Genomic DNA, 24,390 nt, shown 5'->3' on the forward strand with positions numbered 1-24,390 from the left:
GGTGCGCCGCTACGCCTCCGGGGGCGCCGCGGGCGAGCCCAGGGACCGGCGGATCTCGTCGAGCTTCGCCTTCGCCGCCTTCTCCCGCTCCTCGAAGGCGCGGGCGGCGTCCCGCCCGGCGGAGGTGCCGTGCGCGAGCTCCTCGGCGCCGAGCGCGGTGGTCGTGCGGCGCTCGATCTTCTCCCGCACGTGGTCGAAGGTGGGAACGCCGGCGGTGGTGTAGCCGGTGACCTGCTCGTATGACGGTGCGACCGGCCCGCTCGGCGGGAGGTCGACGAACTCGGCCTCGATCGGCTCCGACGCTCCGGGAGCCGGTTCGGTGGCGGCCGGTTCGGTGGGCGTCGGCTCGGGGGCCGGGGGCTGCGCGGGGTCGCCGGGGTGCGTCATGCCCCCAGGGTAGCGCCGGACGGCGGGCGGGCGGCCCCATCGACCCCGGTCGTCAGGCGTCCTCGCCGCCCCGCACCGCCCACTGTCGCAGGTGGTCCAGGTCCACCGCCCGGGACCACAGGAAGCCCTGCGCGAAGTGGGCGCCGGCGGCGGCGAGCGCCGTGGACTCCGCGGGGCACTCGATGCCCTCCGCGATGACGTCGAGATCGAGGGCCCGGGCCATGGCGACCGCGGCGTCCAGCATGGCCTCGAGTTGCGGATCGTCGTGGCCCGTCGAGGCGGTGACCACGGACCGGTCGATCTTCACCAGCGCCAGGTTCAGGTCCCGCAGCTGCGCGAGGCTCGACCAGCCTGTGCCGAAGTCGTCCAACGCGATCCGGATGCCGAGCTCGATGAGGCGGTGCGTGGCGGCCAGGACGTGCCGTTCAGGGACGACCCGCTCGTTGATCTCGAGGATCAGCCGCGCCGGGTCCAGTCCCGACCGGGTCAGCGCGGTCTCGATGACGTGCGGCAACTGCGGGTCCGCGAGGTCCTCCGACGCCAGGTTCACCGAGACCCAGCCCAGTTCCGGTGCCACGGCGAAATCGGCGCAGGCACGGTCCAGCACGATCCGCGCCAGGTCGGGGAGCATGCCCAGGGCCTCCAGATGCGGGAGGAAGCCCGCCGGAGCCAGCTCGTCGCCGTCGGGGCCGGGCATCCGGGCCAGGGCCTCCGCGCCCACCATCGCGCCGGTCGCGAGGTCCACGACCGGCTGATAGCGGACGATCACGTCGCCACGGCCGATCACCGACCGGATGTGGGTCGCGAGCGCCACCCGTTCCTGCTGCGGGGCGTGCAGCCCGACGGAGTGCTGCACGATGCGGTTGCGCCCGTCGCGCTTGGCCTGGAGCAGCGCCAGGTCGCCGTCGATCAGCAGCTGCGTGATGCCGTCGTCTGCGGCCCCCGATTCGACGAGGCCGATCGAACAGGTGACGGTCAGCTGCAGGCCGTCGACCTCCACGGGCTTCGCCATGGCGGCCCGGACCCGTTCCGCCCAGTCCGGTGTCCGTCGAGCCGCATCCACCCGGGGGCGCAGCACGACGAATTCGTCGCCGCCGAGGCGGGCGACGAGGTCCGTGGGCAGGCTCGCCGACTGCAGTCGTCGGGCGACGACCTGCAGCACCTGGTCGCCGAGCTTGTGGCCGAGGGAGTCGTTGATCCGCTTGAAGGAGTCGAGGTCGATCCAGAGCACGGCGAGGGCCCCGCCGTCGGCACGCCGCTGTTCGACGACCTCCGTGGCGCGCTCGATGAACCCCGCCCGGCCGAGCAGCCCGGTGAGGTCGTCGTGGTCGGCACGCCAGCGCAGGCGGCGGTTGAGCTCCCGGATCTCGGACTCGGCGCGGCGCCGCTCGGTGACGTCGGTGTGCGTGCCGATCAGGCGCGTCGGCAGCCCGTCGGGCCCGGTCTCCATCGCGCGCCCGCGGTCGTGGATCCAGCGCCAGCTGCCGTCCTTGGTCCGCATGCGGTGCTCGACCGAGAACTCGGCGGTCTCGCCGCGCACCACGCCCTGGACCAGGGCCCAGGACCGCTGGTAGTCGTCGGGGTGCACGAGCTCGGCCCAGTCCGCGACGGTCTCGCCCACGTCCTCGGCCGAGTAGCCGAGCATCGCCTTCCACTGCTGCGAGTAGAAGACGGTGCCCGAGCGAACGTTCCAGTCCCAGATGCCGTCGCCGGCACCGTCGATCGCGAACTGCCAGCGCGCCTCCGCGTGGCGGAGCAGGGCCTGGTCGCGTCGCGCCGCGGTGATGTCGCGCGAGATGCCGATCAGGCCCACCACCTTCCCGTCGGCGTCCCAGTACGGTGCCTTGTTCGAGAGGTAGGTGCGGAGCTCGCCGTCGACCTCGGGGTACTCCTCGACCTCGTGGCCGATGCCGGACCGCATGATCTCCTCGTCCGTGCCCATGAGGGTCTCCGCGATGGCGGGGAAGACGACCGTGTCGTCGGAGCCGATCGCCAGGACCGGGGAGATCCCGGCGAGTTCGGCGACGGCGGAGTTGATGTACTGATACCGGCCCTGGCGGTCCTTGATGTAGACGAGGTCAGGCGCGGCGTCGATGACGGCCTGGAGCAGTCCCGCGACTCGCTCCGAGTGGTGCGCCGATTCCACGGCGCGCTCCTCGAGCCGGCGCTGGGCGTCGCTCATCGCCCGGACGGACGCGACGCGTTCCGAGATGTCGCGGGTGAGGCCCGCGATGTACCGGCGACCGTCGATCTCGTGGAAGAAGAGATGGGCCTCGATGGGGAAGGTGCTGCCGTCCTTGCGGCGATGCATCGCGGGGATCACCTGCATCGTGCCCGCCAGCGCGAGCTCCCAGTTGTGGCGCGCCTCGCTGACCGTGACCTGCACGATGTCCAGGGCGTTCATGCGCAGGAGCTCGGCGCGGGTGTAGCCCGTACTCGTGCAGGCGGCGTCGTTGACCGCGACCAGCCTGCCGTCCTCGTCGTGGACGAAGAAGCCGTCGAGGGACCGGTCGATGAAGGCGCGTGCCAGGTCCGAGGACGGCACGCCGGATCCCGCGGCCTGCGGGAACGGCGTGTCGCTCACTGGGCGGTGGGTGCGGTGGCAGCCTGAATGAGAGCGATCACACGTTGCAGGTCCAGCCCGCGGCACACTCCGAGGGGATGGTCGACACCCGCGGCGATCGACGCGAGGAACTCGTCGAGCAGGACGCGGAAGCACTCGATCGCCGAGGTGCCGCGATTGTCGAGCACGACCGCGCCGCGCGCGGAGTGTGCGGCCACCCGCACGATGGTCGGCTCGACCGGAGTGCGCAGCGACAGCGACGCGGTCGACGCCGTGCCTCCGGCGTGGGCCAGTTGCGCGGTCCACGTGTCGCTGGCGGGGTCGTACCGCGCGGCGTCCACCCCGGTGATCGGCCCCGCGACTGCGTCGAGAAGATCGAGGACGTGCGGGCCGACGTCGAAGAGTGCGCCTTGCTCCTGTCGCCAGGCCGACGCGGCGAATCTACCGGCGAGTGCGGCGCCGGAGAGCCACTGGGCCTCGGCCGCGATGGGCTCGAGCTCGGCTGCTCGGGCGAGGAACTCCCTCGTCTCCGGCGCGAACCGGCGAGTGAAGGCGATGATCGACCGCACGCCTGCGGCCTCAACGGTCTCCGTCAGAGCTACTGCGCCCTCGACGTCGAATGCGATGGGCTTGTCGAGCACGAGGTGCTTCCCGGCCCGCGCCGCCTCCGCCGCGAGCGGGGCCTGCACGTTCGGTGGCACCGCGAAGGAGACCGCGTCAACGGCGTCGAACAGCTCAGCGGGCGAGGCGAACGCCCGCGGGAAGACCTCCGCCGCGGCCGCGGGATCGCGGGCCCAGCCGCCCACGAAATCGATGTCCTGGTGCGCCGCGAGTGCCGGCGCGTGCGTCTCCCGCGCCCAGGGGCCGGCTCCGACCAGACCGATACGCATCGTCATTCGTCAGAGTCTGCCACGGCGGCCTCCCTGCCCAACACGGAGTGGCGCCGACCGTAGAGGAGGTAGATGGCGACCCCGAGCGCGAACCAGACGAGGAAGCGCAGCCAGGTCGCGACCGCGAGATTGAGCATGAGGTAGACGCAGGCCAGCCCGGACAGGACGGGGATGGCGGGGGAGAAGGGAACCTTGAACGGGCGCTTCAGATCCGGCTTGGTGCGACGCAGGATCGGCACCGCGAGCGAGACCAGGAGGAAGGCGAAGAGCGCGCCGATGCTGACCATCTCGGACAGCGCCTCGATCGGGATGAAACCGCCCATGAGGGCGCAGACGATCACGATGATCACGGTGAGCCGAGTCGGGGTGCCGAACTTCGGCGAGACCTTCGCGACCGACGGCGGGATGAGGCCGTCACGGCCCATGGCGTAGCCGATCCGGCCCATCGTCACCAGCTCGACGAGGATCACCGAGGTGAGTCCGGCGACCGCGGCGATCGCCACGAGGTCGCCGGCCCAGGACGCGCCGACCACGTCGAAGGCCTTGGACAGCGGGGCGCTGGAGTCGATGTCGGTGTACTTGACCATGCCGGTCAGCACCACCGAAACGAGGACGTAGAGCAAGGTGCAGGCGAGGAGCGTCCCGATCAGTGCGCGCGGCATGTCGCGCTCGGGCCGGCGGGACTCCTCGCCGAGGTTGGCGACCGCCTCGAAGCCGGTGTAGGCGAAGAAGACGACCGCGGCGGCGGTGAGGATGCCCGCGACGCCGAAGTGCGACGGCGCCCCGCCGAGGATGGTCTCGATGAGCGGCCGGTCCAGAGCGTCGCCGCCCGACTCCGCCGGCACCGAGTCGGGGATGAAGGGCACGAGGTTCGAGCGGGTGATGAAGAAGGCGCCGACGATCACCACGAAGACCGAGATCGCGACCTTGACCAGCACCAGCAGGTTGGTCACCCGGGCGGATTCCCGGATGCCGACGGTGGCGACCACGCCGAGGACGACGATGACCAGGATCGCGCCGATGTTGACCGGCGCCTCCTCGGTGAACCACTCGGGCGGTAGCCCGAACAGGTCCGCCAGGTAGCCGGACCAGCTGCGGGACACGACCGCGGCACCGAGCCCGAACTCGAGCAGCAGGTCCCAGCCGATGATCCAGGCGAAGACCTCGCCGATGGTCGCGTAGGCGTAGGTGTACGCACTGCCGGCCGTCGGGACCGCGGACGCCAACTCGGCGTAGCAGAGGGCCGCGAAAAGACTGACCACGCCGGCCACGATGAAGGAGATCGCGATCCCGGGACCGGCGTTCACCTTGGCCTGTACGCCGGTCAGGGTGAAGATGCCGGTCCCGATCACGATGCCGACGCCGAAGCCGATGAGGTCGATGAGCCGCAGATCGCGGCGGAGTCCGCCCTCGGCGGCCCCGTCGGCCTTGATCCTGGCGAGAGGTTTGGTCCGCAGGATGTCCATTCCGCGGGACGCTACACCCGTTCGTACGCCTCCGCAGTGGTCTTGGCGTCCTCGATGAAGCGCTCGACATCGGCCTCCGTGCGGAAGTCGAGGATCGGCGCGGGCTCGGAAAGGAGCCCGAACAGCGCGGCGCCCACGGCGTCATCGGCGACCGCGCCCGCGAACAGCAGGCCCGCGGCGAAGGCGTAGTCCGGATCGCCCAGGAACAGGCGGGTGACCTCGGCCGCGGCGTGACCGCGCTCCTCCCAGTGCCGGTCGAACTGGTCCGTGATCCATTCGGCGGTGAAGTCCGAGCCGCGCGCCTCGATGGCCTTGACCAGCGCCGCCACCTGGATCAGCCCGGTCTGCGCGCCCTGCCCGGCGATCGGGTCGAAGGCGATCGCGGAGTCGCCGAGCGCGAGGACGGGGCGGCCGCCGCGGGTGTGGCCGACGCCCTGCCGCACGGTCGGGGTGACGGCGCCGCGCAGCCACGAATGCTTGTCCTCGTCGATGACGCGGAGCTTCTCGATGTCGGGCAGGTCGTCGGGGAAGTAGTCGCGGTAGACGCTGACCACCACCTCGAGGGCGCTCTGCGCGTCGGTCACCTCGCCGAACCGCTGCACCCAGTCACCGTCGGGCTTGGCGAACCCGAGCACGCTCCACGTCGCGCCCGCGTCCTTGTGCCAGTACGGCCCGATCCAGATCTCGCCGTGGTCGGTGTGCAGGTTGAAGACGTTGTGCTTGCCCGCGCCGTGCCCGCGCGCCGTGAAGACGTCGTCGCCGTGACCGAGCCCGGTGAACGCGGCGGCCAGGAGGTGCCGCTGGGGCGAGCGGTAGACGGTGCGCGCCTCGTCGACCGGGAAGAGGCCCGACAGGCCGCCCTTGCCGGTGGAGATCAGCGTGAGATCGTGCGCAGCGGCGATGGCGTCGAGGTTCTCGGGGGTGACGGTCTCGACCTGGAAGTCGCCGCCGGCCTGCTCGAACAGGCGGATCCGGTCGTAGGCGCGCAGGCGCACGTCGATACCGGCGGCGGTGTAGGTGAAGTCCGGGTCGAAGGCGAGCACCTGCTCCAGTGCGCCCGGCGCACCGGTGTTGAGGCGGGTGTTCATGCCGGTCGAGAGCGGGGCGTCGGGATAGAGCTCCTCGACGAGGGTGTGGTCGACGTCCCGGGAGTGGCCGAAGAGGACGGCGGTGCCGGTCGCGGGGACCTCGTCGCGCAGCTGCTCGGCCGTGCGGTCGCTGTAGAGGTCGACAGGGTGGCCGGCGCGGGCGAGGACGAGCGCGGCGGTGGCTCCCACCACTCCGGCGCCGATGATGGCGATGCGTGCCTGGGTCATGGTCGTGCCTTTCGGTGGTCGGACATGGGGGTGGGACTAGGAGGTGGAGGCGGTGCGGGCGCCCGCGTTCCACGCGTAGGGCAGGTCGGCGCCGTTGAGCAGGAGATCGCCGATGGCGCGGGCCTTCTGGATCGCGGGATTGTGCACCGCCAGGGTGCGGGCGTTGCGCCAGTGCCGGTCGAGGCGCAGGTCGGCGTCGACGATCGACGCGCCGCCCACCTCGAACAGCTCGGTGGTGGCCTTGAGGACCGTGTCGATGACGGCGAGCTGCGCGTGCGCGGCGGCCAGCTCGGCCTCCGGCACCAGGTCCTCGTGCACCCGACGGTCCGCCAGGACGTCGTCGAGCACGTCGGCGACGGCGAGCACGGACTGTTTCGCGGACCACGCGGCGCTGGAGAGCCGGCCGATCACCTGCTGCACGAGCGGATCGTGGCGCTGCAGGTCGGCGGCGGCGTGCGAGAACGTGCGGGTGCGGGCCTGCACCCAGGCGACGGTGTCGTCGGTGGCGCGCTGCGCGATGCCGGCGAGGCCCGCGAGCTGCACCAGCTGCAGGTAGGAGGTCGCGTACGTGGCGCCCGGCGCGCCGTAGCCGGGGCCGAGCAGCCGGTCCGCGGGGACGGCGACGTCGGTGAAGACGGTGGTGCCGCTCGCGGTGAGGCGCTGCCCGAAGCCGTTCCAGTCGTCCACCCGCTCGACGCCCGGCGCGTCCGCGTCGACGAGGACGCCGACGCGCTCGCCGTCGAGGTCGGCGGCCACCAGGATCTCGTCGGCGTAGAGCGAGCCGGTCGAGTAGAACTTGGTGCCGGTGAGGCGGTAGCCGCCGTCGGTGCTCGCGGTGAGCTTGGTGGCGTAGCCCCCGACGGAGCCCGCGCCGGGCTCGGTGATCGCGTTCCCGACGACGGTGCCGTCGGCCGCGGCCCGTAGCCACGCGTCGCCCGCGGGGGTGTTCGCGAGCCGTTGGTCCTCGACGAAGTTGACGTGCACGCGCAGCGCCTGCGGGATGTTGGAGTCGGCGGCCGCCAGGTTGATGAGCTGCCGGAAGAACTGCCGCAGCGTCACGCCGCCGCCGCCGAGCTCCTGCGGTACGCGCAGGGCGGTGAAACCCGCCTCCTTGAGCCGCGCGATCGGCTCGTGCACGAGCTCGCGGTCGCGCTCGCGGGCGACGGCGCCCTCCGCGATCCGGGCGTACACGGGGCCGAGGTTCGCGTCGAGCTCGGCGTCGGTCTTCGGGGGCGTCAGCGAGGTGGTCATGGCCGACAACTGTGGTCTGCGAACGATCTGCTGGCGAGGATTCCCCGCGCCGTGAACGTTATTCACGGATGATCGTGGGGTGTTTCGCGTCCGATTCCGCCCCGCGATGCGGTAGAACCTGTTACAACTAGAACACGTTCTGCTGAGCTGAAGCGCTTCGCAGGTCAGGAACAGGAGTGCGCATGAAGTTCAACCTCGCCGATGTCTTCGAGGCGGTCGTCGACGCGGTTCCGGAACGGATCCTGCTGAGTTTCGAGGGCGATCAGACCTCGTACGCGGAGATGGACGGGCAGGCGAACCAGGTGGCGCACCTGTTCGCCGCGAACGGTATCGGCGCGTACGACCACGTCGCGCTGTTCCTCAAGAACAGCGTCGAGCACGTGCAATCGCTGCTGGCGCTCATCAAGATCCGCGCGGTGCCGGTCAACGTCAACTACCGGTACACCGCGACCGAGCTCGAGTACATCTTCACCAACTCCGACGCGCGCGGGATCATCGTCGAGCTGCCGGAGCACCAGCGCACGCTCGCCGGACTGATCCCGGCGCTGCCCGAGCTGCGGACCGTGTTCGTGATCGGCGAGGCCGATCCGGCCCTCACCGCCGCGGTCGACGGTGCCGAGGGCGTCGCCCTGGTGCCCTTCGCCGACGCTGCGGCCCAGTCGACGGCGCGCGACTTCGAGGAGCGCACCGGCGAGGAGCACTACATCATCTACACCGGCGGCACCACCGGCTACCCGAAGGGCGTCGTGTGGCAGCACGACGACTTCTTCCGCAAGCCGCTCTCCGCCGGCGTGCCCTACGGCGGCGAGCCGCGGCAGAACCTCGACGAGGTGGGCGAGGGGGCGAAGCAGTTCCCGCCGCTCGCCTTCCTCGTGGCCGCGCCGCTCATGCACGGCGCCGCCGCCTACTCCCTGTTCACGTTCTTCGTGCTCGGCTCCCGGATCATCCTCGAGCGGGACTTCAAGGCCGAGCAGATCGTCCGGAACATCAAGCGCGACCAGACGCAGACGATCCTCATCGTGGGCGATGCGATGGGCATCCCGCTGGTCGAGGAGATGGAGAAGCAGAAGGACACCGCGGACTTCTCGTCGCTGTTCTCGATCACGTCGGGCGGTGCGATCTGGTCCAAGCACGTCCGCGACCGGATGGCCGCGATCAAGCCCGAGCTGATCCTGCGCGACAACTTCGGCGCCTCCGAGTCCGGCAACGACGGGGTGATGACGCTCGACGAGAACGGCAACCTGCACGCGCCGCCCACCGACAAGATGATGGTGGTCGACGAGTCCTTCGAGCAGATCACCGAGACCGGCCAGGTGGGGTACATCGCCCGCGTCGGCAACGTGCCGCTGGGCTACTACAACGATCCCGAGAAGTCGGCGCGCACCTTCCCGACGCTGCCCGACGGGCGCCGGATCTCCGTGCTCGGCGACATGGGCTACCCGGCCGAGGACGGCGGCATCGTCTTCCTCGGACGCGGCAGCCAGTGCATCAACACGGGTGGCGAGAAGGTCTACGCCGAAGAGGTCGAGGCCACCCTGCACGGACACCCCGCGATCGCCGACGCCCTCGTCGTGCCCGTGCCGGACGCCCGCTACGGGCAGCGCGTCGCGGCGGTCATCTCCGTCGCGGCGGGCCAGGAGCGCCCTTCGATCGAGGACGTGCAGACCTTCGCCCGCGGCGAGCTCGCCGGCTACAAGGTGCCCCGCACCGTCGTCTTCGTCGACGAGGTCAAGCGCACCCCGGCGGGCAAGGCGGACTACCGCTGGGCCAAGACCACCGCCGAGGACGCCGCGGAATCGGAGCAACCCGCGTAGGACGGGTTGCCGCCGAGCGGGCCTTGTTCTACGAGCGACTCTCCGATTCCGTCCGATACGGACAGTGCGCCGAACACGCTCGCGGATCACTGGTCAGCCCGTGAACTCCCACGGGTTGACCAGTGGCACGCCAGTGGGCTCGAAATGCTTGGTGTTGCGGGTGACAACGGTCAGACCGTGCATGATCGCGGTGCCTGCGATGATGGAGTCGTTCCCAGGTAGAGGGTCCGGCGATCGAAGCTGGGCACTCAGGCGAGCGATCAGGCGATCCACCGGAATCGTACGTTCTGCGAACCTGGCGAGAACGTCGTCGTCGAACCACTTCCGTAGAACCGCGCCTGCTGGGGCGTCCGTGCGTTCCTTCTTGACGATTCCGCGTTCGATCTCCATCACCGTGAGCACGCTGATGAAGTGGCGCGAAGCGTCCTGCCCCTGCGCCCACCTCACGACACGCGGATCCGCGAGGGCCGGGCGGCGCAGTTCGCTGAGGACATTGGTGTCGAGGAGGTAGCTCACGATAAGTCGACTTCGCGGGGCGTCCAATCGATGAGGCCCGTCTCGAACTCGAGGTCCAGGTCGGGATCCACCGGTCCTTTCATCGCGAGGGCGTCAGCTAGGTTCATCGGCGGCTCCTCCCGACGCCGATAAGCCGCAATCGACATCAACACGTACGCGGGTTCCCCTCGGTCGGTGATGAACACCGGCGCCTCATCAGCGGCCCGCTTCGCCGCGCTGACGTCACGGTTGAAGTCGCGGGCGGATATCGACCTGTTCACCATGTCAGTCACCGCGCACCTCCTGGTAGGTAAGTGCCTACCAAGCTACGCTCGACGAAGCCCGTTAGCTACTGGGTTGCCAACCAGTCCAGGTATGCGGCGCCGCGGGGCGAGAGCTCGTAGCCGACCTCGTGGCTGATGGTCAGGCCCATCCCCTTGAGCTTGCGGATGTCGGCCTTCATGGGCAGCAGCTCGACGCCGCGTTCGGCGGCGAGCTCCTTGGAGACGACGTGCGGGTGGTCGCGGATCCACTCCAGGATGTCGCGGGTCCACGGCCCGGTCTCGCGGGCGTCGAGCCGCGCGAGGCGCTTCGCGATGGCCGCGAGCTCGGCGTCGTCCGGGAGTTCCTCCCGCAGGGCGAGGCGCGGGTCCTCGCCGGCCCATTCCAGGTGGACGCGGTAGACGTGCTCGCCGCCCCGCGCGGAGCGCTCTCGGCGAGGCGCGTCGGGGTCGCGGGGCGTCAGCAGCTTCCGGAGTGCGGCGGCGTCCTTGACGCCCGCCGCCCGCGCCGCGCGATCGGAGATCTTCTCCACGTCCGGCACGCGAGTGACGCGGGTGAACCGCAGCACGCCTGCCGGGGTGAGCTGGGTGCCGCCGACCTTCACGCGCGGGGTGTCCCAGCGGCGGTACTGTGTGGTGACGCGGCCGTCGCGGACGCCCTCGGCGATCGCCTTCGGAATGAGCATGGCTTCAGTCTGCGCGCCGCGCGACGACGTCGCGACAGATCTCCATGTGTCCGGTGTGCTGGGTCAGCTCGCGGAGCATGTGCGTCAGCACCCACTCCGGCGTCGCGGTGGCGGCGTTGCGCCGCGTGGTGCCGGTGGCACCGGGATTGCGGATCCCGGTGGCGGCCACCGCGGCCCACCGCGGCAGGTCGTCGCGCAGCTTCGCGACGATCGTCCGGGCCCGGTCGACGGTGCCGGTCGCGTGGAACTCCGACGACCGGTCGCGGGGAATGTCCTCGCCGGCCATGAGCGAGCCGCCCCAGTAGCCCACCGCCCCGCCGACGTGCGTCACGAGGGCGAACACCGAATTCACCCCGGGGACCGGCGGAACGGCGTTGACGGTCGTGTCGTCGAGATCGTCGAGTACGCGGTCGATCGTGTCCAGGGTCTCCGCGGCGACGTCGAGGAACGCCGCGATCTGCGCCTCAGTCGCGGCCACGGGCCAGCCCTGCGATCGAGTCGAGGAGGTCGTCGAAGAAGGCCGCCTGGTCGGTGGCGACGGCGACCTGCGCCGTGTCGGGGCGGTTCCACGCGCCGTGCACGTCCGCGACCGTCGTGCCCCGGGTCAGCGAACCGGTGAGCTCCACGTCCACGGGGTAGGCGCGGGTCTCCACGATCGACGGGTCGAGCGCGACGGCCGCGGCGAACGGATCGTGCATGTGCGCGATGTAGCCGAGGTCGTGATCGCGGTGGAACTCGAAGTAGAACCGCACGGCGTCCGAGGTGGCCCGGACCACGGGATTGCTCGCGGCCGACCGCGTCCCGTCGGCGTCCTCGGGGGCGAGGCACTCGGCCGGGGCGCTCCCGGCGGCGTCGGCGAGGCGCAGCAGGTGGTCCGGCGTGAGCTCGATGGTCTCGGTGAGGTCGAGGGGGCACAGGATCGGCAACGGGGTGCCGGTGCCGTCGAGTTCGCCGTAGGCGCGCAGCACCTCCCACAGCGATTCGGGATCGACTGCGACGTTCCACTCCGAGGTGGGCGTCGTGTTGCCGGGGTGCCAGAAGACGCCGCCCATGATGACGAGGCGGCGCAGGCGGGTGAGGATCCCCGGGTCGTCGCGCACGGCGAGCGCGAGGTTGGTGCACGGCCCGGTCACGAGGGCGACCACCTCGCCGGGGTGGGCGCGGGTCAGGTCGGACCAGGCTTGCGGGCCCGAGATCTCCGACGGTCCGCGGGTCGGCGTCGGCAGCTCGGCGTAGCCGACGCCGAACGGGCCGTGGGTCTCCTCGGTGGTCATCAGCGGCGTCGACAGCGGCGCGTCGGAACCGGGGAAGACCTCGATGTCGGTGCGGCCCAGCAGCTCCAGCCAGCCCAGGTTGTTCTCCACGACCTGCGGCGCGGGCACGTTGCCGGCCGTGGACACGATGCCGAGCAGGTCCACTCCGGGCTTGCTCAGCAGGTACAGCAGGGCCAGGGAGTCGTCGACGCCCGTGTCGCAGTCGAACAGGACCTTCGTTTCCGCCACGCCGTCGACCCTAGCGCCCGCCGCTGACGGGTTTCACCGCGGCGGCGGGCCGGCCGTCACCACGGCGAGGGCTTGTAGTCCTTGAGGAAGCAGCCGTAGAGGTCGACGCCGTTCTCGCCCTGGACGATCGGGTCGTAGACGCGGGCGGCACCGTCGACCAGGTCGAGCGGGGCCCGGAAGCCCTCGTCGGCGAGCCGCATCTTGGTGTGGTGCGGCCGCTCGTCGGTGATCCAGCCCGTGTCGACGGCGGTCATCAGAATGCCGTCCTGCTCCAGCATCTCGCCGCTGGAGGTGCGGGTGAGCATGTTGAGCGCCGCCTTGGCCATGTTGGTGTGCGGGTGGCCGGGGCCCTTGTAGCCGCGGCCGAACTGGCCCTCCATGGCCGAGACGTTCACGACGTACTTGCGCCGCGCGGGCGACGCGGCCAGTGCGGGGCGCAGCTTCGAGATGAGGATGAACGGCGCCACGGAGTTGCACAGCTGCACCTCGAGCAGCTCGAGGGGCTCGACCTCCTCGACGGTCTGCACCCACGAGTTGGTGTGCACGAGGTCGGGCAGGAGCCCGCCGGCGTCGATGGCGGTGCCATCCTCGATGCGTGCGGCCGACGACGAGCCGCCGCGCAGCGCCAGCGCGGTGAGCGCCGCGGGGTCGAGCGCGGCCAGATCGCCGGAGACGCCGCCGGTGTGCCCGTCGAGGGCCTCCGTGAGCGCGGCGGGGTGCGCGGAGCTGGCCCGGCCGAACCGGATGATCCGGTTCGCGAGCTCGGGCGGCACGTCGCCCGCCTCGGATTCGACCAGCGCCGAGTAGGCGCCGGGGGAGCGGCGCACCGTCTGCGCGGCGTTGTTGATGATGATGTCGAGCGGGCCCCGCGCCGCGACGGCGTCGGCGAGGGCGCTGACCTGCGACGGGTCGCGCAGGTCGATCCCGACGATGTGGAGCCGGTCGAGCCACTCGGCGCTGTCGGCGAGGGCGGCGAAGCGGCGGGCCGCGTCCGTGGGAAACCGGGTGGTGATGGTGAGGTCGGCGCCGTCGCGCAGCAGGCGCAGCGCGATGTACATGCCGATCTTGGCGCGCCCGCCGGTGAGCAGGGCGCGGCGGCCGGTGAGGTCGGTGGTGGCGTCGCGCTTGCCGTGGCTGAAGGCGGCGCACTCCGGGCACAGCTGGTGGTAGAAGGCGTCGATCCGCGTGTACGGCTGCTTGCAGATGTAGCAGCTCTGCGGGCGCAGCAGCTCGCCCGCGCTGTCGCCGACGGTGGGCGTGGTCAGCAGGATTCCGGCCGTCTCGTCGTCGATGCGTTCGGCGTTGCCGGTGGCGGTGCGTTCGAGGACGTCGCGGTCGGCGTCCTTGACCTTGGCGCGGGCGGATTTGCGGCGCTCGCGCTTGAGCAGCTTGAACATGTGCCCGACGGCGCGCTGCACCTCGACGGACTGCGGATCGCCGTCGTCGAGGTGCGCGGCGGCCTCGAGCACGCGGTGGAACGCGGCGAGGTCGTCCGCTGAGATCGGGGCGGTGGTATCGGGCATGGGGACGATTGTCCCTCATCGCCCGAGGGGCACCGTCGCCTCGTGCGCCGTGAGGTCGACCACGACCGCGTCCTCGGACCAGCGGATGTCGGTGATCGTCAGCGCGTCGACGGCCGCCGGCACGATCCGCGCCCGCAGCGCGGTGATCCAGGAGTCGATCGCCCAGGCTATCGGGATCGGCACGGGCACGACGCTGACCGGCATCGACAGGTCCGTGGCGCGCAACGCGACCCGGCCGTCCCGCACCGACACCGCCACGACGACCCGTACGTCCACGCCGAGGCCGAAGGCGACGGGCAGCCCGACGGTGACCGACACCGAGCGGCGGCGCGGGAGCAGCGTGAGGGAACGGACCACGATGGCCGCGTCGTCGGCCTCCTCGCGGGCGGTGTCCACGAGGTGCCGCATCCAGGACAGTCGCAGCTCGGCGGTCGCGTCGAGGGATCCGACGGTCACCGCCTCGTCTCCCGGCACCACGTCCGTCGCGTCGGCGGTGAGCAGCAGGACCCGCGGGTCGGCCGCGGCGTGGTGGGTGTCGACGTGCAGCCTCGGGATCCGACGGTGCCGTGCGAGCGGCACCAGCATCGGACGGGAGCCGAGGGTGACCGTCGGCACGGCGCCGAGCGGGTCGGTGGCGGCGCGGCGGATCTCCGCCCGCACCCGAGTGCGGGCCCAGGCCTCCGTGGCGACCAGCGCGAGAGCGAGGAGCAGCACGACCGCGATCGCGGTCGCGACGGACGTCGGCATCCGGTCTCCCTCCCTCGTACCGGGTCATTATGCGTGGCCCGCCGACGGGGCGGTCGGCGGCAGGTGCGCGCTTGCGCCGCGCACGCCCGGGCGGTCGTGATCTACTCGACCGATGGCGACGATCCAGATCTGCGTGATGGGAGTATCCGGCTCGGGGAAGTCGACGGTAGGCGCCGAATTGGCCTCCCGCCTGGGCCGGAGCTTCGCCGACGGTGACGATTTCCACAGTGAGGCGAACCGCGCCAAGATGGGCGCGGGGCAGCCGCTGACCGACGAGGACCGGTGGCCGTGGCTCGCCACGATCGGCGCCTACCTGCGCGACGAGATGATCGCGGAACGCCCCACGGTGGTGGCGTGTTCCGCGCTCAAGCGGGTGTACCGGGACCGGATCCGCGCCGCGGGCGCGTCCGTCTACTTCGTCTTCCTCACCGGCAACGAGGAGCTGCTGCAGGAGCGCATGAGCAGCCGCGCGGGGCACTTCATGAAGGCCGGGATGCTCGCCTCCCAGCTCGCCATCCTGGAGCCGCTGGACCCCGACGAGTTCGGCGTCACGGTGAACGTGACCGGCGACGTCCCGCAGATCATCACCGAGGCCCTCGCCGATTTCGCCGCGACGGAGGTCCCCGGCATCGCCTGACGCTCAGCGGGCTTCCGCGTCGGCGACCGGGCAGCGGGTGCGGCTGTAGATCGTGGGCATGCAGAGGTTGCAGTGAGTGCAGCGGTCGGGTTCGGCCGGGTCGTCCTGCATGCGCCGGACCAGGTCCGGGGTGCGGAGCAGGCCGCGCCCCATCGCCACGAACTCGAAGCCCTCGGCCATCGCCCGGTCCACCGCGGTCCGCTCGGCGATCCCGCCGAGGAGGACGAGCGGCATGTCCAGGGCCGCACGGAACCGCCGGGCGAGCTCGAGCAGGTAGGCGGGGCGGTACGGGTACTCCCGCAGGAAGACGGGGCCGGCGGCACGCAGCCCGGCCCGGAGCGCCGGGCTGGGGAACGCGGCGGCGAACTCGCGGCGCGGCGGCGTGCCGTGGAACAGGTACATCGGGTTGAGCAGCGAGCTCCCGGCGGTGAGTTCGAGGGCGTCGAGGGTGCCGTCGGCTTCGAGCCAGCGGGCCGTGCGCAGGGCGTCGTCGGGGCTGAGGCCGCCGGGCACCCCGTCGGTCATGTTGAGCTTGGCGGTCACCGCAAGGCGCCCGCCGACGGCGTCGCGCACCGCCTCCGCGACCTCTCGCGCGAGCCGGGCGCGGGCCGCGAGGTCTCCGCCGTAGGCGTCGCGACGGCGGTTGAGCAGCGGGCTGAGGAAAGCGCTGATCAGGTAGTTGTGGCCGAAGTGGAGCTCCACGGCGTCGAACCCGGCCTCCTCGGCGAGGAGAGCGGCGTCGGCGTGCGCCCGGACCAGCGTGCGGATGTGCGTCGCGTCCGGACGGAGGGTCGGGCGCAGCGCGAGCGGGCTGATCATCCTGCTGGGCGTCACCGGGCGCCGGTGCTGAGCCCCATCGGCGACGGGCCCCGCGTGCCCCAGCTGCGCCGAGACCGCGGCGCCCTCGGCGTGCACGGCGTCGGTGAGCCGGCGCAGGCCCGGGATCGCCTCGGGCCGCATCCAGAGCTGACGGCGCTCGGTGCGGCCCTCTGGCGCGACGGCGCAGTAGGCCACCGTCGTCATGCCGACGCCGCCCCGGGCGAACTCGGCGTGGAAGTCGATCAGGTCGTCGGTCACGAGCGCGTCGGGGGTGCGGCCCTCGAAGGTCGCGGCCTTGAGGATCCGGTTGCGCAGGTCGACGGGGCCGAGCCGGGCCGGGACGAAGGCGTCCTCCATCCCCGGATTAGAACATGTTCTGGTCATTCGCGGGTGGCGATCGCGGCGGTCAGGCCCCCGAAGGCGAGCACCGCGGCACCGCCGAGCGCGACGGTGCTCAGCCCGCCGCCCAACAGGGCGTCCAGCGGCGCACCCAGGCTCGCGCCGCCGAAGATCGCCACGGTGTAGAGCGACGCGGCGGCGCCGATCGCCGGCGCACCGAGCCGGGTCACCTCCGCCACCACGGACGGGGCAGCGAGGGCCACCGCCCCGACGAGGAGGAACAGACCCGTGCCGACCGCGACCGTCGCGCCGACCGAGCACAGCAGAGCCCCGGCGACGGCGAGCGCCACCGCGGACAGGATCCGGGCCCGGGCCGGGACGCCGCCCAGGCGCAGCGTGAGCACGCCCGCGACGAGCACCGCCGGGAGGGAGCTGGCGCGCAGGACGAGGAGCGTGGTGGCGGACCAGCGGCCGTCCGCCGCGATCGCGGTGTACAGCGCCACGAGCACGCTGAGGAACGTCAGGCCGGTGCAGTAGAGCAGCACCAACCGGGGGCGGGCGAGCAGGCCGGGGATGGCGCGGTGCACGGCAGCGGGCGACGGCCGCGCACCCGCGGGCGCGGCGTCGCCCGGGAGCAGCGCGCGGACCGCAACGGCAGCGGCCGCCGCGGCGCCGGCGAAGGCCAGGAAGACGCCCGTGATGCCGAGCGCCGGCGCGATCAGCTGCGCCGCGACCTGGCTGACGACCGCGGACGCGAGGCCCGCTCCGATCGCGGCCGTGTTGAGCGGGACACGCGCCGAGGCCGGGGCGGTGCGCGCGATGTAGGCGAGGGTGGCCGGGGTGAACGCGGCGGCCGCGAGTCCCTGTGCGGCGCGCCCCACGAGGAACCAGGACGCCGACGGCGCGAATGCCGTAAGAGCGGTCACGACCGCGGTCGCGGCGGCGCTCGCCACCATGAGGCGCCGCGCCCCGAAGCTGTCCGCGAGGGGGCCGAGCGCGAGGATGCCTAGCGCGTAGGCCAGCGCGAAGGCGGTGCTGGCGAGCGCGGGCGTCGAGCCCGTCGCGCCGGGCAGCGTCCCGATCTCGGCTGCGAGCGGCAGCACGACGTAGAGCTGTCCGACGATCGGCAGCGCCCCGAGGGCGGTGATCGCGCCGGTGCGGATCAGGGCGGGACGAGCGGTGTCGGAGCGGGTGGTCGTCGTCATGCGGCGAACGTAGCAACCGTACGGTTGGCGCGTCAACCGAACGGTTGGCGGTAGTCTGTCGGCTGTGACCGACGCCGCCGGATACGAATCGACGCCCACGAGCGAGGCGCTCATCGCCGCCGCCCGCACCGAGTTCACCCGCCGCGGCTTCGACGGTGCCCGCGTCGCCCGCATCGCCGCGGAGGCCGGCGTCAACAAGGAGCGGATCTACGGCTACTTCGGGAGCAAGGAGGGGCTGTTCGAGGTCGTCATGGCCAAGGCGCTCACCGAGCACGTCGAGCACAGCCCGTTCCTCGAGGGGCAGACGCTCACCGAGCACGTCATGGCCGCGTACGACCACCACCGCCGCGACCCCGAGCTGGTGCGGCTGCTCATGTGGGAGTCGCTGCACTACGACGCCGACCAGGGCGAGAGGCCGCCGTTCAGCGACGGCCGACGGGAGTTCTACCGCCGCAAGGTCGAGCGGCTGCGGGCGGTCACCGGCGGCACAGACGACCTGCGCGCCGCGATCGCGCTCTACGTCGCCATCGGACTGCAGGCCGCGCCCTTCATGATCCCGCAGCTCGGCGCCGTCATCCTCGGCCGGCCGCTCTCCGACGACGAGGTGCAGGAGTCGCTGCGGCCTCTGGTCGAGCAGACGGTTCGGTTCATCGAGGAGCGCCTCGCCGACGAGGGCTGAGCGTCACGGCCGGCGCAGGGCGCCGGTGAACATCATCGACTTGTACGGGTGCCCGACCGCGGTGTTCCACTGCGAGACGACGAGGCGTGCGGACTCCAACGTCGAGCCGGGGACGAGGTAGCCGCCGTACAGCTGGGCGACCCGGCCCGCCGCGTGGTCCTCGTCCTGCCACGACGAGCCCTGCAGCAGCGTCACCGGATCGGACCACACCCCGTCGATCCTGTCGGCGAACCGGGCGGCGATCCGGTAGCCGGTGGCGTCGAAGTAGGTCAGCACCCAGGTGTCCTCCACCAGCGACAGGGAGAGCTCGCCGTAGCCCTGGCCGAGCGCGAGATCCGTGGGCGGGTTGCCCCACGCCCAGCCCGTGTCCCGCCGCCAGCCCCAGGACTCCCATTCGACGTTGACGCCCTTGCGGAGGGTGCCGAGGGTTTCCGTCCGCATCCGGTGCAGCCGCAGGCCCTTGTCGCGCGTGAGGCCGCCCGTGGAGACGCTGTAGGTGTAGCCGTCCGGGGCCGGGCACAGGGCCCACATGCACCAGGCGCCGTCCGCGTGGCCGGCGTTGTACTGCGCGATCTCCCGCCACGTCGCGGCACCGTCGTCGCTGCGCCACAGGCCCGTCTGCACGACGGTGTCGAGGCTCTGCATGGTCATCGTGTGCAGGTACAGGACCCCGTCGACCCGGATGCACGTCGTGGGCAGGATCGTCGTGAACCGGCCGGTGTCGTGCGAGTAGTCGAGCAGCTGGCGCGCGCGCTCGGGATCGGGGCCGGCGGGGCGGCTCATGACGCCGTTGCGGTCGCCGAACAACCCGACGGGGGAGCGCCACTCGCCGGCGCCGATGCTCAGCCCCTCGAAAGTGTCCCCGAAGACGTAGAGCACCTCGTCGCCGACGCGGCACGCGATGCCCAGATCGGTACCGCCGACACCGAACCGGGTGACGGGCGTGATGTCGCGGAGCTTGCGGAGGCGGGTGGGCTCGATCGACTGGGGCACGTCCGTCAGCCTGCCAGACGGGGCGTCGTCGCGCGCCGCTCCGGCGGTGCGGGGACAGGTTCGGGGGAACTGTTCCGAATGTCCGGTACGCCGCGGAATCCGTCGCGGCCGGGCGCGAACGGGAGCACCATGAACGGTATGGAAACGTTCACGGGACGCGAACTGTACGAGGCCTTCCACGCGGACTACGACGCCGTCACCGATCGCGATGCGCGGATCTTCGACGCCGAGGGCCGGCTGCTGGCGGCGGGGCGACTGTCGGGGCTCCGGCTCGACGAATCGGGCGGCACCGAGACGGTCGAGTACAGCTTCCTGTCGCTGCACGACGACGTCGTCTGGGCGCCGTCGCACCGCATCGAGCTGGCGCCGCAGCCCGTCCAGTAGAAACGCGAAAACCCCGGCCGGGGCCGGGGTTTTCGTCGTTGTGCGCGGAGGGGGACTTGAACCCCCACGTCCATTAGTAGGACACTAGCACCTCAAGCTAGCGCGTCTGCCATTCCGCCACCCGCGCTGGGAAGCTCGTTAACCGTAATCCACGGGGGCCCGGGAAACCAAATCGGCACGTCGGGGGCACCGTGGGCGCGACGAAGTCGTCGCCCGTCCGTGGTACTCATATGGGTGTGGCTACTGCAGTGAACGCGCTCGACGAGGTCGTCGAGACCGTGAGCGCCCTGATCCGATTCGACACCTCCAACACCGGTGAGCTCGAGACCACCAAGGGTGAGGCCGAGTGCGCCCGCTGGGTCCAGGCGCAGCTGGAGGAGGTCGGGTACGAGACCGTGTACGTCGAGTCGGGCCAGCCCGGCCGCGGCAACGTCTTCGCGACCCTCAAGGGCGCGAACCCGAAGCGGGGCACCCTGCTCGTGCACGGGCACCTCGACGTGGTGCCCGCGGAGCCCGCCGACTGGAGCGTGCACCCGTTCTCGGGCGCCGTCGAGGACGGCTACGTGTGGGGCCGCGGCGCGGTCGACATGAAGGACATGTGCGGCATCATGCTCGCGCTCGCGCGCCAGCTGAAGTCGACGGGCACGGTCCCGCCGCGCGACATCACGTTCGCCTTCCTGGCCGACGAGGAGGCCGGAGGGACGTGGGGATCGCACTGGCTGGTCAAGCACCGGCCGGAGCTGTTCGCGGGCGTCACGGAGGCCGTGGGCGAGGTCGGCGGTTTCTCGCTGACCGTCGACACCCCGTCGGGCGACAAGAAGCGCCTGTACCTCGTGGAGACCGCCGAGAAGAGCATGTGCTGGATGCGCCTGACCGCGAAGGCACGGGCCGGGCACGGATCGTTCGTGCACGAGGACAACGCGGTCACCCTCCTGTCGGAGGCGGTCGCCCGTCTCGGCCGGCATACGTTCCCGCTGGTTCTGACCGACAGCGTGATCGAGTTCCTCCGCGCCCTCGACCGGGAGTCGACGATCGACATCGACCTGGACGGGCCGGACCTCGAGGGCCAGCTCGCCAAGATCGGCGGGCTCGCCCGCATCGTCGGCGCCACGCTCCGCGACACCGCCAACCCCACCATGCTCAAGGCGGGCTACAAGGCGAACGTCATCCCGCAGACCGCCGAGGCCGTCATCGACTGCCGCGTCCTACCGGGCCGGCAGGCCGCGTTCGAGAAGGAGCTCGACGAGATCCTGGGCCCGGACATCGAGCGGGAGTGGATCACCAAGCTCGACTCGTACGAGACCCAGTTCGACGGGGATCTCGTCGACGCCATGAACGACGCGATCCTCGCGTTCGACGCGGACGGCCGCACGGTGCCGTACATGCTGTCGGGCGGGACCGATGCGAAGGCCTTCGCCAAACTCGGGATCCGCTGCTTCGGCTTCGCGCCCCTGCAGCTGCCCGAGGAGCTGGATTTCGCGGCGCTGTTCCACGGCGTCGACGAGCGCGTCCCCGTCGACGCGCTGAAGTTCGGTACACAGGTCTTCGAGCACTTCCTGATGAACTCCTAGAGATCCGCGCACCACGAGAGGAAATCGCCATGACTTCGTTCGATCCGTACGCGGGGCTGCCCGCCCTTCCGGCGCTGACCGTCACCTCCGAGAGCATCGTCGACGGGGCCGAGCTCCCCGTTGCGCACCGCAGCGGCATCATGGGCGCGGGCGGCGAGGACGTCTCGCCGCAGTTGTCCTGGAGCGGCGCGCCGGCGGGCACCAAGTCCTACGCCGTGACCTGCTACGACCCCGACGCACCGACCGCCTCCGGATTCTGGCACTGGGCGGTCGCGAACATCCCCGCCTCTGTCACGTCCCTCGCCGCCGGCGCGGGCGACGGTGCGCCGGGCTCGCTCCCGGAGGGCGCGCTGACGCTCAACAACGACGCGAGCCTGCCGCGCTACATCGGTGCCGCGCCGCCCGCCGGGCACGGCCCGCACCGGTACATCTTCGTCGTGCACGCGCTCGGCGTGGAGAAGCTGGACCTTCCGGCCACGGCGACGCCCGCCTACCTGGGCTTCAACCTGTTCGGCGCCGCCATCGCCCGCGGCTCGATCACGGCGACCTACGCGCAGGTCTGACCGGGGACGAAGGCCGCGCCCGGCGATCCCGGGCGCGGCCTTCGTCGTACGATCAGGGCGTCAGCGATCGACGCCTACCGCCTCGGAGATCGAGGCGAAGCCGTCGGCGCGCAGGCGTGCGGCCAGCTCCTTGTGCACGGACCGGGTCCACGCGGGACCGCCGTAGATGAACTGGGTGTACACCTGCACCAGCGAGGCGCCGGCGCGGATGCGCTCGTAGACCTCGTCGGCGGTCTCGATGCCGCCGACCGAGATCAGCACCAGGTCGTCGCCCACGCGGGCGGAGAGGCGCCGCAGGACCTCCAGCGAGCGCGCCTTGACGGGCCGGCCGGACAGGCCGCCCGCGCCCATGGCCTCGACCTCGGCGTCCGGCGTCGCCAGGCCCGCGCGGCTGATCGTGGTGTTGGTGGCGACGATGCCGGCGAGACCGAGCTCCTTCGCGAGGTCGGCCACGGCGTCGACGTCCTCGTCGGCGAGGTCGGGCGCGATCTTCACCAGCACCGGCACGGTGACGGTGTCGACGACGGCCTGCAGCACGGGGCGCAGCGATTCGGTGGCCTGGAGGTCGCGCAGGCCCGGGGTGTTGGGGGAGGAGACGTTGACGACGATGAAGTCGGCGAGCGGTCCGAGCAGCATGGCGCTGATCCGGTAGTCGTCGGCGGCGCCCTCGAGCGGGGTGACCTTGGTCTTGCCGATGTTCGCGCCGATCGGCACCGCGGTGGGTCCGGCGTCGCGCTTACGCAGCTCGTTCGCGGCGGCGCCGGCGCCGTAGTTGTTGAAGCCCATGCGATTGATCAGGGCACGATCGGCGGGGAGCCGGAACAGGCGCGGCGTCGGATTGCCGGGCTGCGCGTGGGCGGTGACGGTGCCGATCTCGGCGAAACCGAAGCCGAGCGCGCCCCAGCCGTTGACGGCGCGGGCGTTCTTGTCGAAGCCGGCGGCCAGGCCGACGGGCGCGGGGAAGCGGACGCCGAAGACGGTCTGCTCGAGGATCGGGTCCCGGTGCGCGAGGCCCCGTCGGATCCCGGCCCGAACGGGCGGGACGGCGGTGGTACCCCGGATCAGACCGAAGACCCAGTGGTGGATCCGCTCGGGCGAGACGAGGAACAGCACGTTCAGGAGCGACCGGTAGATCGCCTGGGACATCGCCGGCATGGTGTTTACAACCCCTTCGTGGCGTCCGGCGGCAGCATGCCGGACGTTTTCGTGCGTTTGCGGCGCAGCAGGACCCGCCGCGAACCGTCGGTGTACAGCCGCACGCGGGACAGCTCCCACCCGCCGAACTCGGCCTCGATGGCGAGGCGCATCGCCGCGGTGACGCGGGAGACCTCCCGCGGCAATCGCAACGGCAGGAAATCGTACTCCTCGTCGCTGAACGCGCCGCCCTCCCGTGCGCCTGCGGTCGTGGTCATGGGGCTCCTAGCGGGTGGGGATCGCCTGGATGCCGGCGCCGGTCGCCGACTGCACGTACAGGGTCCCGGTCTTCGCGTCCACCGCCAGCGCGTTCGGCTGGCGCACGGTGGGGTACAGCTTGCGCTGTTCGGGAATGCCGGTGTTCAGCGAGTACCCGACCACCTCGTTCGTCGCGGTGCGGGTGACCCACATCAGCTTGTCGGTGTCGTCGTAGTCGACAGCCCAGGGCGAGCCCTTCTCCGGGTACAGGAACCGCTGCATCAACGGCTCGATCGTGTAGCCGATGACCTGGTTCTTCCCCGTGTCGACGGCGAACAGACGTCCGTACGGGTCGACGGCGGCGTTGGTGATGCCGCGGCCCACGCGCAGGCCCTTGCCGAGCTTGCCGCCCGCGACGTCGACCGCGGACACGGAGGACTGCAGCCGGTCGACGACAGCCACGTCGCCGTCGTGCACGAGGATCTTGCTCGCCTCGACGGGGCCGGTGATGGTCTTCGGGTTCGACGATGCCCCGAGCGCGACGATCCGGCCGTCCGACGTCCCGGCGAGGACGGAGAGGCCCTCCTCGCGGTACGGGGCGACCGTGAGCACATCGCCGTCGACGTCGTAGGTCGCGCGGCCGACGGTGCCGTCGCTTCCGGGGAGCTCGACGACCTGCTTGCCGGCCGCGACCAGGAATCCGCCGTCCGGGTTCGCGACGACCTGACTCGGCCGTGCCGGCATGCTCGACCGCCCGACCTCCTTGAGGCCGCCGTCGACGGTGTACTGCACGATCTCGGTCCCGCTGATCGCGGCCAGGCGGCGGTTCTTCGCGTCGAAGGCGAGGCCCTCGCCCGCGGCGGCGGGGGCGACCACTCCGGCGGGGG

General features: G+C 71.5%; 25 protein-coding genes and 1 tRNA gene. 6 read left to right on the forward strand and 20 right to left on the reverse strand.

Features of this window, described 5'->3' with window-relative positions:
* Positions 1-9 precede the first annotated feature (9 nt).
* From LB823_RS02405 to LB823_RS02430, 6 genes are read right to left on the reverse strand one after another with little or no spacing between them, the layout of a single operon-like run.
* The gene (locus tag LB823_RS02405) at positions 10-387 is read right to left on the reverse strand and encodes a hypothetical protein (protein WP_224645161.1); all 378 of its coding nucleotides are present in this window, start codon (positions 385-387) and stop codon (positions 10-12) included.
* A 52-nt stretch (positions 388-439) separates the two neighbouring features.
* Positions 440-2,971, reverse strand: a complete 2,532-nt coding sequence (locus LB823_RS02410) for an EAL domain-containing protein (protein WP_224645162.1) — start codon at positions 2,969-2,971, stop codon at positions 440-442.
* Complete coding sequence (locus LB823_RS02415) at positions 2,968-3,846, reverse strand: Gfo/Idh/MocA family protein (RefSeq protein WP_224645163.1); 879 nt, start codon at positions 3,844-3,846, stop codon at positions 2,968-2,970. Before LB823_RS02415 ends, LB823_RS02410 begins: the two co-directional genes overlap by 4 nt.
* Positions 3,843-5,306: an amino acid permease gene (locus LB823_RS02420; RefSeq protein ID WP_224645164.1), complete on the reverse strand. Its 1,464-nt coding sequence runs from the start codon at positions 5,304-5,306 to the stop codon at positions 3,843-3,845. The genes LB823_RS02415 and LB823_RS02420 overlap by 4 nt, the downstream gene beginning before the upstream one ends.
* A gap of 11 nt (positions 5,307-5,317) precedes the next feature.
* Positions 5,318-6,622: a styrene monooxygenase/indole monooxygenase family protein gene (locus tag LB823_RS02425; protein WP_224645165.1), complete on the reverse strand. Its 1,305-nt coding sequence runs from the start codon at positions 6,620-6,622 to the stop codon at positions 5,318-5,320.
* A 36-nt stretch (positions 6,623-6,658) separates the two neighbouring features.
* Positions 6,659-7,873, reverse strand: coding sequence for an acyl-CoA dehydrogenase family protein (locus LB823_RS02430; protein ID WP_224645166.1), 1,215 nt, complete (start codon positions 7,871-7,873; stop codon positions 6,659-6,661).
* Between the two features lie 182 nt (positions 7,874-8,055).
* On the opposite strand from LB823_RS02430, the gene LB823_RS02435 reads away from it, so the two are divergent.
* Positions 8,056-9,687 carry an AMP-binding protein gene (locus tag LB823_RS02435; RefSeq protein WP_224645167.1) on the forward strand — a complete coding sequence of 544 codons (1,632 nt, stop codon included), beginning with the start codon at positions 8,056-8,058 and terminating at the stop codon, positions 9,685-9,687.
* A 93-nt stretch (positions 9,688-9,780) separates the two neighbouring features.
* On the opposite strand, the gene LB823_RS02440 is transcribed toward LB823_RS02435, so the two are convergent.
* The 7 genes from LB823_RS02440 to LB823_RS02470 form a co-directional block, all read right to left on the reverse strand.
* Entirely contained in the window at positions 9,781-10,203 is a 423-nt protein-coding gene (locus LB823_RS02440; RefSeq protein ID WP_224645168.1) for a type II toxin-antitoxin system VapC family toxin, read from the reverse strand.
* The gene (locus LB823_RS02445; protein ID WP_224645200.1) at positions 10,200-10,466 is read right to left on the reverse strand and encodes a type II toxin-antitoxin system Phd/YefM family antitoxin; all 267 of its coding nucleotides are present in this window, start codon (positions 10,464-10,466) and stop codon (positions 10,200-10,202) included. Before LB823_RS02445 ends, LB823_RS02440 begins: the two co-directional genes overlap by 4 nt.
* Positions 10,467-10,531: 65 nt before the next feature.
* The gene (locus tag LB823_RS02450; RefSeq protein WP_224645169.1) at positions 10,532-11,149 is read right to left on the reverse strand and encodes an ASCH domain-containing protein; all 618 of its coding nucleotides are present in this window, start codon (positions 11,147-11,149) and stop codon (positions 10,532-10,534) included.
* Positions 11,150-11,153: 4 nt separating this feature from the next.
* A complete protein-coding gene (locus LB823_RS02455) occupies positions 11,154-11,627 on the reverse strand; it encodes a DUF664 domain-containing protein (protein WP_224645170.1) in 474 nt (157 codons plus the stop codon).
* Complete coding sequence (locus LB823_RS02460) at positions 11,614-12,651, reverse strand: nucleoside hydrolase (protein ID WP_224645171.1); 1,038 nt, start codon at positions 12,649-12,651, stop codon at positions 11,614-11,616. The genes LB823_RS02455 and LB823_RS02460 overlap by 14 nt, the downstream gene beginning before the upstream one ends.
* Before the next feature lie 56 nt (positions 12,652-12,707).
* Positions 12,708-14,174: an SDR family NAD(P)-dependent oxidoreductase gene (locus LB823_RS02465; protein WP_224645172.1), complete on the reverse strand. Its 1,467-nt coding sequence runs from the start codon at positions 14,172-14,174 to the stop codon at positions 12,708-12,710.
* A gap of 15 nt (positions 14,175-14,189) precedes the next feature.
* Positions 14,190-14,921, reverse strand: coding sequence for a hypothetical protein (locus tag LB823_RS02470; RefSeq protein ID WP_224645173.1), 732 nt, complete (start codon positions 14,919-14,921; stop codon positions 14,190-14,192).
* A 112-nt stretch (positions 14,922-15,033) separates the two neighbouring features.
* Between LB823_RS02470 and LB823_RS02475 the strand changes: the two genes are divergently transcribed.
* Complete coding sequence (locus LB823_RS02475; RefSeq protein WP_224645174.1) at positions 15,034-15,558, forward strand: gluconokinase; 525 nt, start codon at positions 15,034-15,036, stop codon at positions 15,556-15,558.
* Positions 15,559-15,561: 3 nt separating this feature from the next.
* Here the strand turns inward: LB823_RS02475 and LB823_RS02480 are convergent, their stop codons facing one another.
* Entirely contained in the window at positions 15,562-16,734 is a 1,173-nt protein-coding gene (locus LB823_RS02480) for an NADH:flavin oxidoreductase (RefSeq protein ID WP_224645175.1), read from the reverse strand.
* 23 nt (positions 16,735-16,757) lie between these two features.
* Entirely contained in the window at positions 16,758-17,921 is a 1,164-nt protein-coding gene (locus LB823_RS02485) for an MFS transporter (RefSeq protein ID WP_224645176.1), read from the reverse strand.
* A 64-nt stretch (positions 17,922-17,985) separates the two neighbouring features.
* Here LB823_RS02485 and LB823_RS02490 point away from each other — a divergent pair, with 64 nt between their 5' ends.
* Positions 17,986-18,600 carry a TetR/AcrR family transcriptional regulator gene (locus LB823_RS02490; RefSeq protein ID WP_224645177.1) on the forward strand — a complete coding sequence of 205 codons (615 nt, stop codon included), beginning with the start codon at positions 17,986-17,988 and terminating at the stop codon, positions 18,598-18,600.
* Between the two features lie 3 nt (positions 18,601-18,603).
* Here LB823_RS02490 and LB823_RS02495 read toward each other — a convergent pair whose 3' ends face one another.
* Positions 18,604-19,593 carry a DUF4185 domain-containing protein gene (locus tag LB823_RS02495; protein ID WP_224645178.1) on the reverse strand — a complete coding sequence of 330 codons (990 nt, stop codon included), beginning with the start codon at positions 19,591-19,593 and terminating at the stop codon, positions 18,604-18,606.
* Positions 19,594-19,722: 129 nt separating this feature from the next.
* Between LB823_RS02495 and LB823_RS02500 the strand changes: the two genes are divergently transcribed.
* Entirely contained in the window at positions 19,723-19,977 is a 255-nt protein-coding gene (locus LB823_RS02500; protein ID WP_224645179.1) for a hypothetical protein, read from the forward strand.
* 41 nt (positions 19,978-20,018) lie between these two features.
* On the opposite strand, the gene LB823_RS02505 is transcribed toward LB823_RS02500, so the two are convergent.
* Positions 20,019-20,104, reverse strand: a tRNA-Leu gene (locus LB823_RS02505).
* Positions 20,105-20,207: 103 nt separating this feature from the next.
* On the opposite strand from LB823_RS02505, the gene LB823_RS02510 reads away from it, so the two are divergent.
* Together LB823_RS02510 and LB823_RS02515 are read left to right on the forward strand one after the other, a co-directional pair.
* Positions 20,208-21,548 (forward strand): M20/M25/M40 family metallo-hydrolase, encoded by a 1,341-nt coding sequence (locus tag LB823_RS02510; RefSeq protein WP_224645180.1) that lies wholly within the window; start codon positions 20,208-20,210, stop codon positions 21,546-21,548.
* A gap of 29 nt (positions 21,549-21,577) precedes the next feature.
* Positions 21,578-22,111, forward strand: coding sequence for a YbhB/YbcL family Raf kinase inhibitor-like protein (locus LB823_RS02515; RefSeq protein WP_224645181.1), 534 nt, complete (start codon positions 21,578-21,580; stop codon positions 22,109-22,111).
* Between the two features lie 60 nt (positions 22,112-22,171).
* On the opposite strand, the gene LB823_RS02520 is transcribed toward LB823_RS02515, so the two are convergent.
* From LB823_RS02520 to LB823_RS02530, 3 genes are all read right to left on the reverse strand, one after another.
* Positions 22,172-23,245 (reverse strand): quinone-dependent dihydroorotate dehydrogenase, encoded by a 1,074-nt coding sequence (locus tag LB823_RS02520; protein WP_224645201.1) that lies wholly within the window; start codon positions 23,243-23,245, stop codon positions 22,172-22,174.
* Between the two features lie 26 nt (positions 23,246-23,271).
* On the reverse strand, positions 23,272-23,523 hold the full coding sequence (locus LB823_RS02525) for a DUF5703 family protein (protein ID WP_224645182.1): 252 nt from the start codon (positions 23,521-23,523) through the stop codon (positions 23,272-23,274).
* A 7-nt stretch (positions 23,524-23,530) separates the two neighbouring features.
* A partial coding sequence (locus tag LB823_RS02530; RefSeq protein ID WP_224645183.1) for a YncE family protein occupies positions 23,531-24,390 on the reverse strand: 860 nt, incomplete at its 5' end.

The organism is Tsukamurella sp. M9C (assembly GCF_020169415.1).
Lineage (GTDB): Bacteria > Actinomycetota > Actinomycetes > Mycobacteriales > Mycobacteriaceae > Tsukamurella.

Coding starts and splice junctions, on each gene's coding strand:
- LB823_RS02470 (WP_224645173.1), bottom strand. CDS start 14,921: ATGCCGACGTCCGTCGCGACCGCGATCGCGGTCGTGCTGCTCCTCGCT.
- LB823_RS02405 (WP_224645161.1), bottom strand. CDS start 387: ATGACGCACCCCGGCGACCCCGCGCAGCCCCCGGCCCCCGAGCCGACG.
- LB823_RS02445 (WP_224645200.1), bottom strand. CDS start 10,466: ATGGTGAACAGGTCGATATCCGCCCGCGACTTCAACCGTGACGTCAGC.
- LB823_RS02435 (WP_224645167.1), top strand. CDS start 8,056: ATGAAGTTCAACCTCGCCGATGTCTTCGAGGCGGTCGTCGACGCGGTT.
- LB823_RS02465 (WP_224645172.1), bottom strand. CDS start 14,174: ATGCCCGATACCACCGCCCCGATCTCAGCGGACGACCTCGCCGCGTTC.
- LB823_RS02525 (WP_224645182.1), bottom strand. CDS start 23,523: ATGACCACGACCGCAGGCGCACGGGAGGGCGGCGCGTTCAGCGACGAG.
- LB823_RS02420 (WP_224645164.1), bottom strand. CDS start 5,306: ATGGACATCCTGCGGACCAAACCTCTCGCCAGGATCAAGGCCGACGGG.
- LB823_RS02510 (WP_224645180.1), top strand. CDS start 20,208: ATGGGTGTGGCTACTGCAGTGAACGCGCTCGACGAGGTCGTCGAGACC.
- LB823_RS02485 (WP_224645176.1), bottom strand. CDS start 17,921: ATGACGACGACCACCCGCTCCGACACCGCTCGTCCCGCCCTGATCCGC.
- LB823_RS02415 (WP_224645163.1), bottom strand. CDS start 3,846: ATGACGATGCGTATCGGTCTGGTCGGAGCCGGCCCCTGGGCGCGGGAG.
- LB823_RS02425 (WP_224645165.1), bottom strand. CDS start 6,622: ATGACCCAGGCACGCATCGCCATCATCGGCGCCGGAGTGGTGGGAGCC.
- LB823_RS02500 (WP_224645179.1), top strand. CDS start 19,723: ATGAACGGTATGGAAACGTTCACGGGACGCGAACTGTACGAGGCCTTC.
- LB823_RS02475 (WP_224645174.1), top strand. CDS start 15,034: ATGGCGACGATCCAGATCTGCGTGATGGGAGTATCCGGCTCGGGGAAG.
- LB823_RS02450 (WP_224645169.1), bottom strand. CDS start 11,149: ATGCTCATTCCGAAGGCGATCGCCGAGGGCGTCCGCGACGGCCGCGTC.
- LB823_RS02515 (WP_224645181.1), top strand. CDS start 21,578: ATGACTTCGTTCGATCCGTACGCGGGGCTGCCCGCCCTTCCGGCGCTG.
- LB823_RS02430 (WP_224645166.1), bottom strand. CDS start 7,873: ATGACCACCTCGCTGACGCCCCCGAAGACCGACGCCGAGCTCGACGCG.
- LB823_RS02480 (WP_224645175.1), bottom strand. CDS start 16,734: ATGGAGGACGCCTTCGTCCCGGCCCGGCTCGGCCCCGTCGACCTGCGC.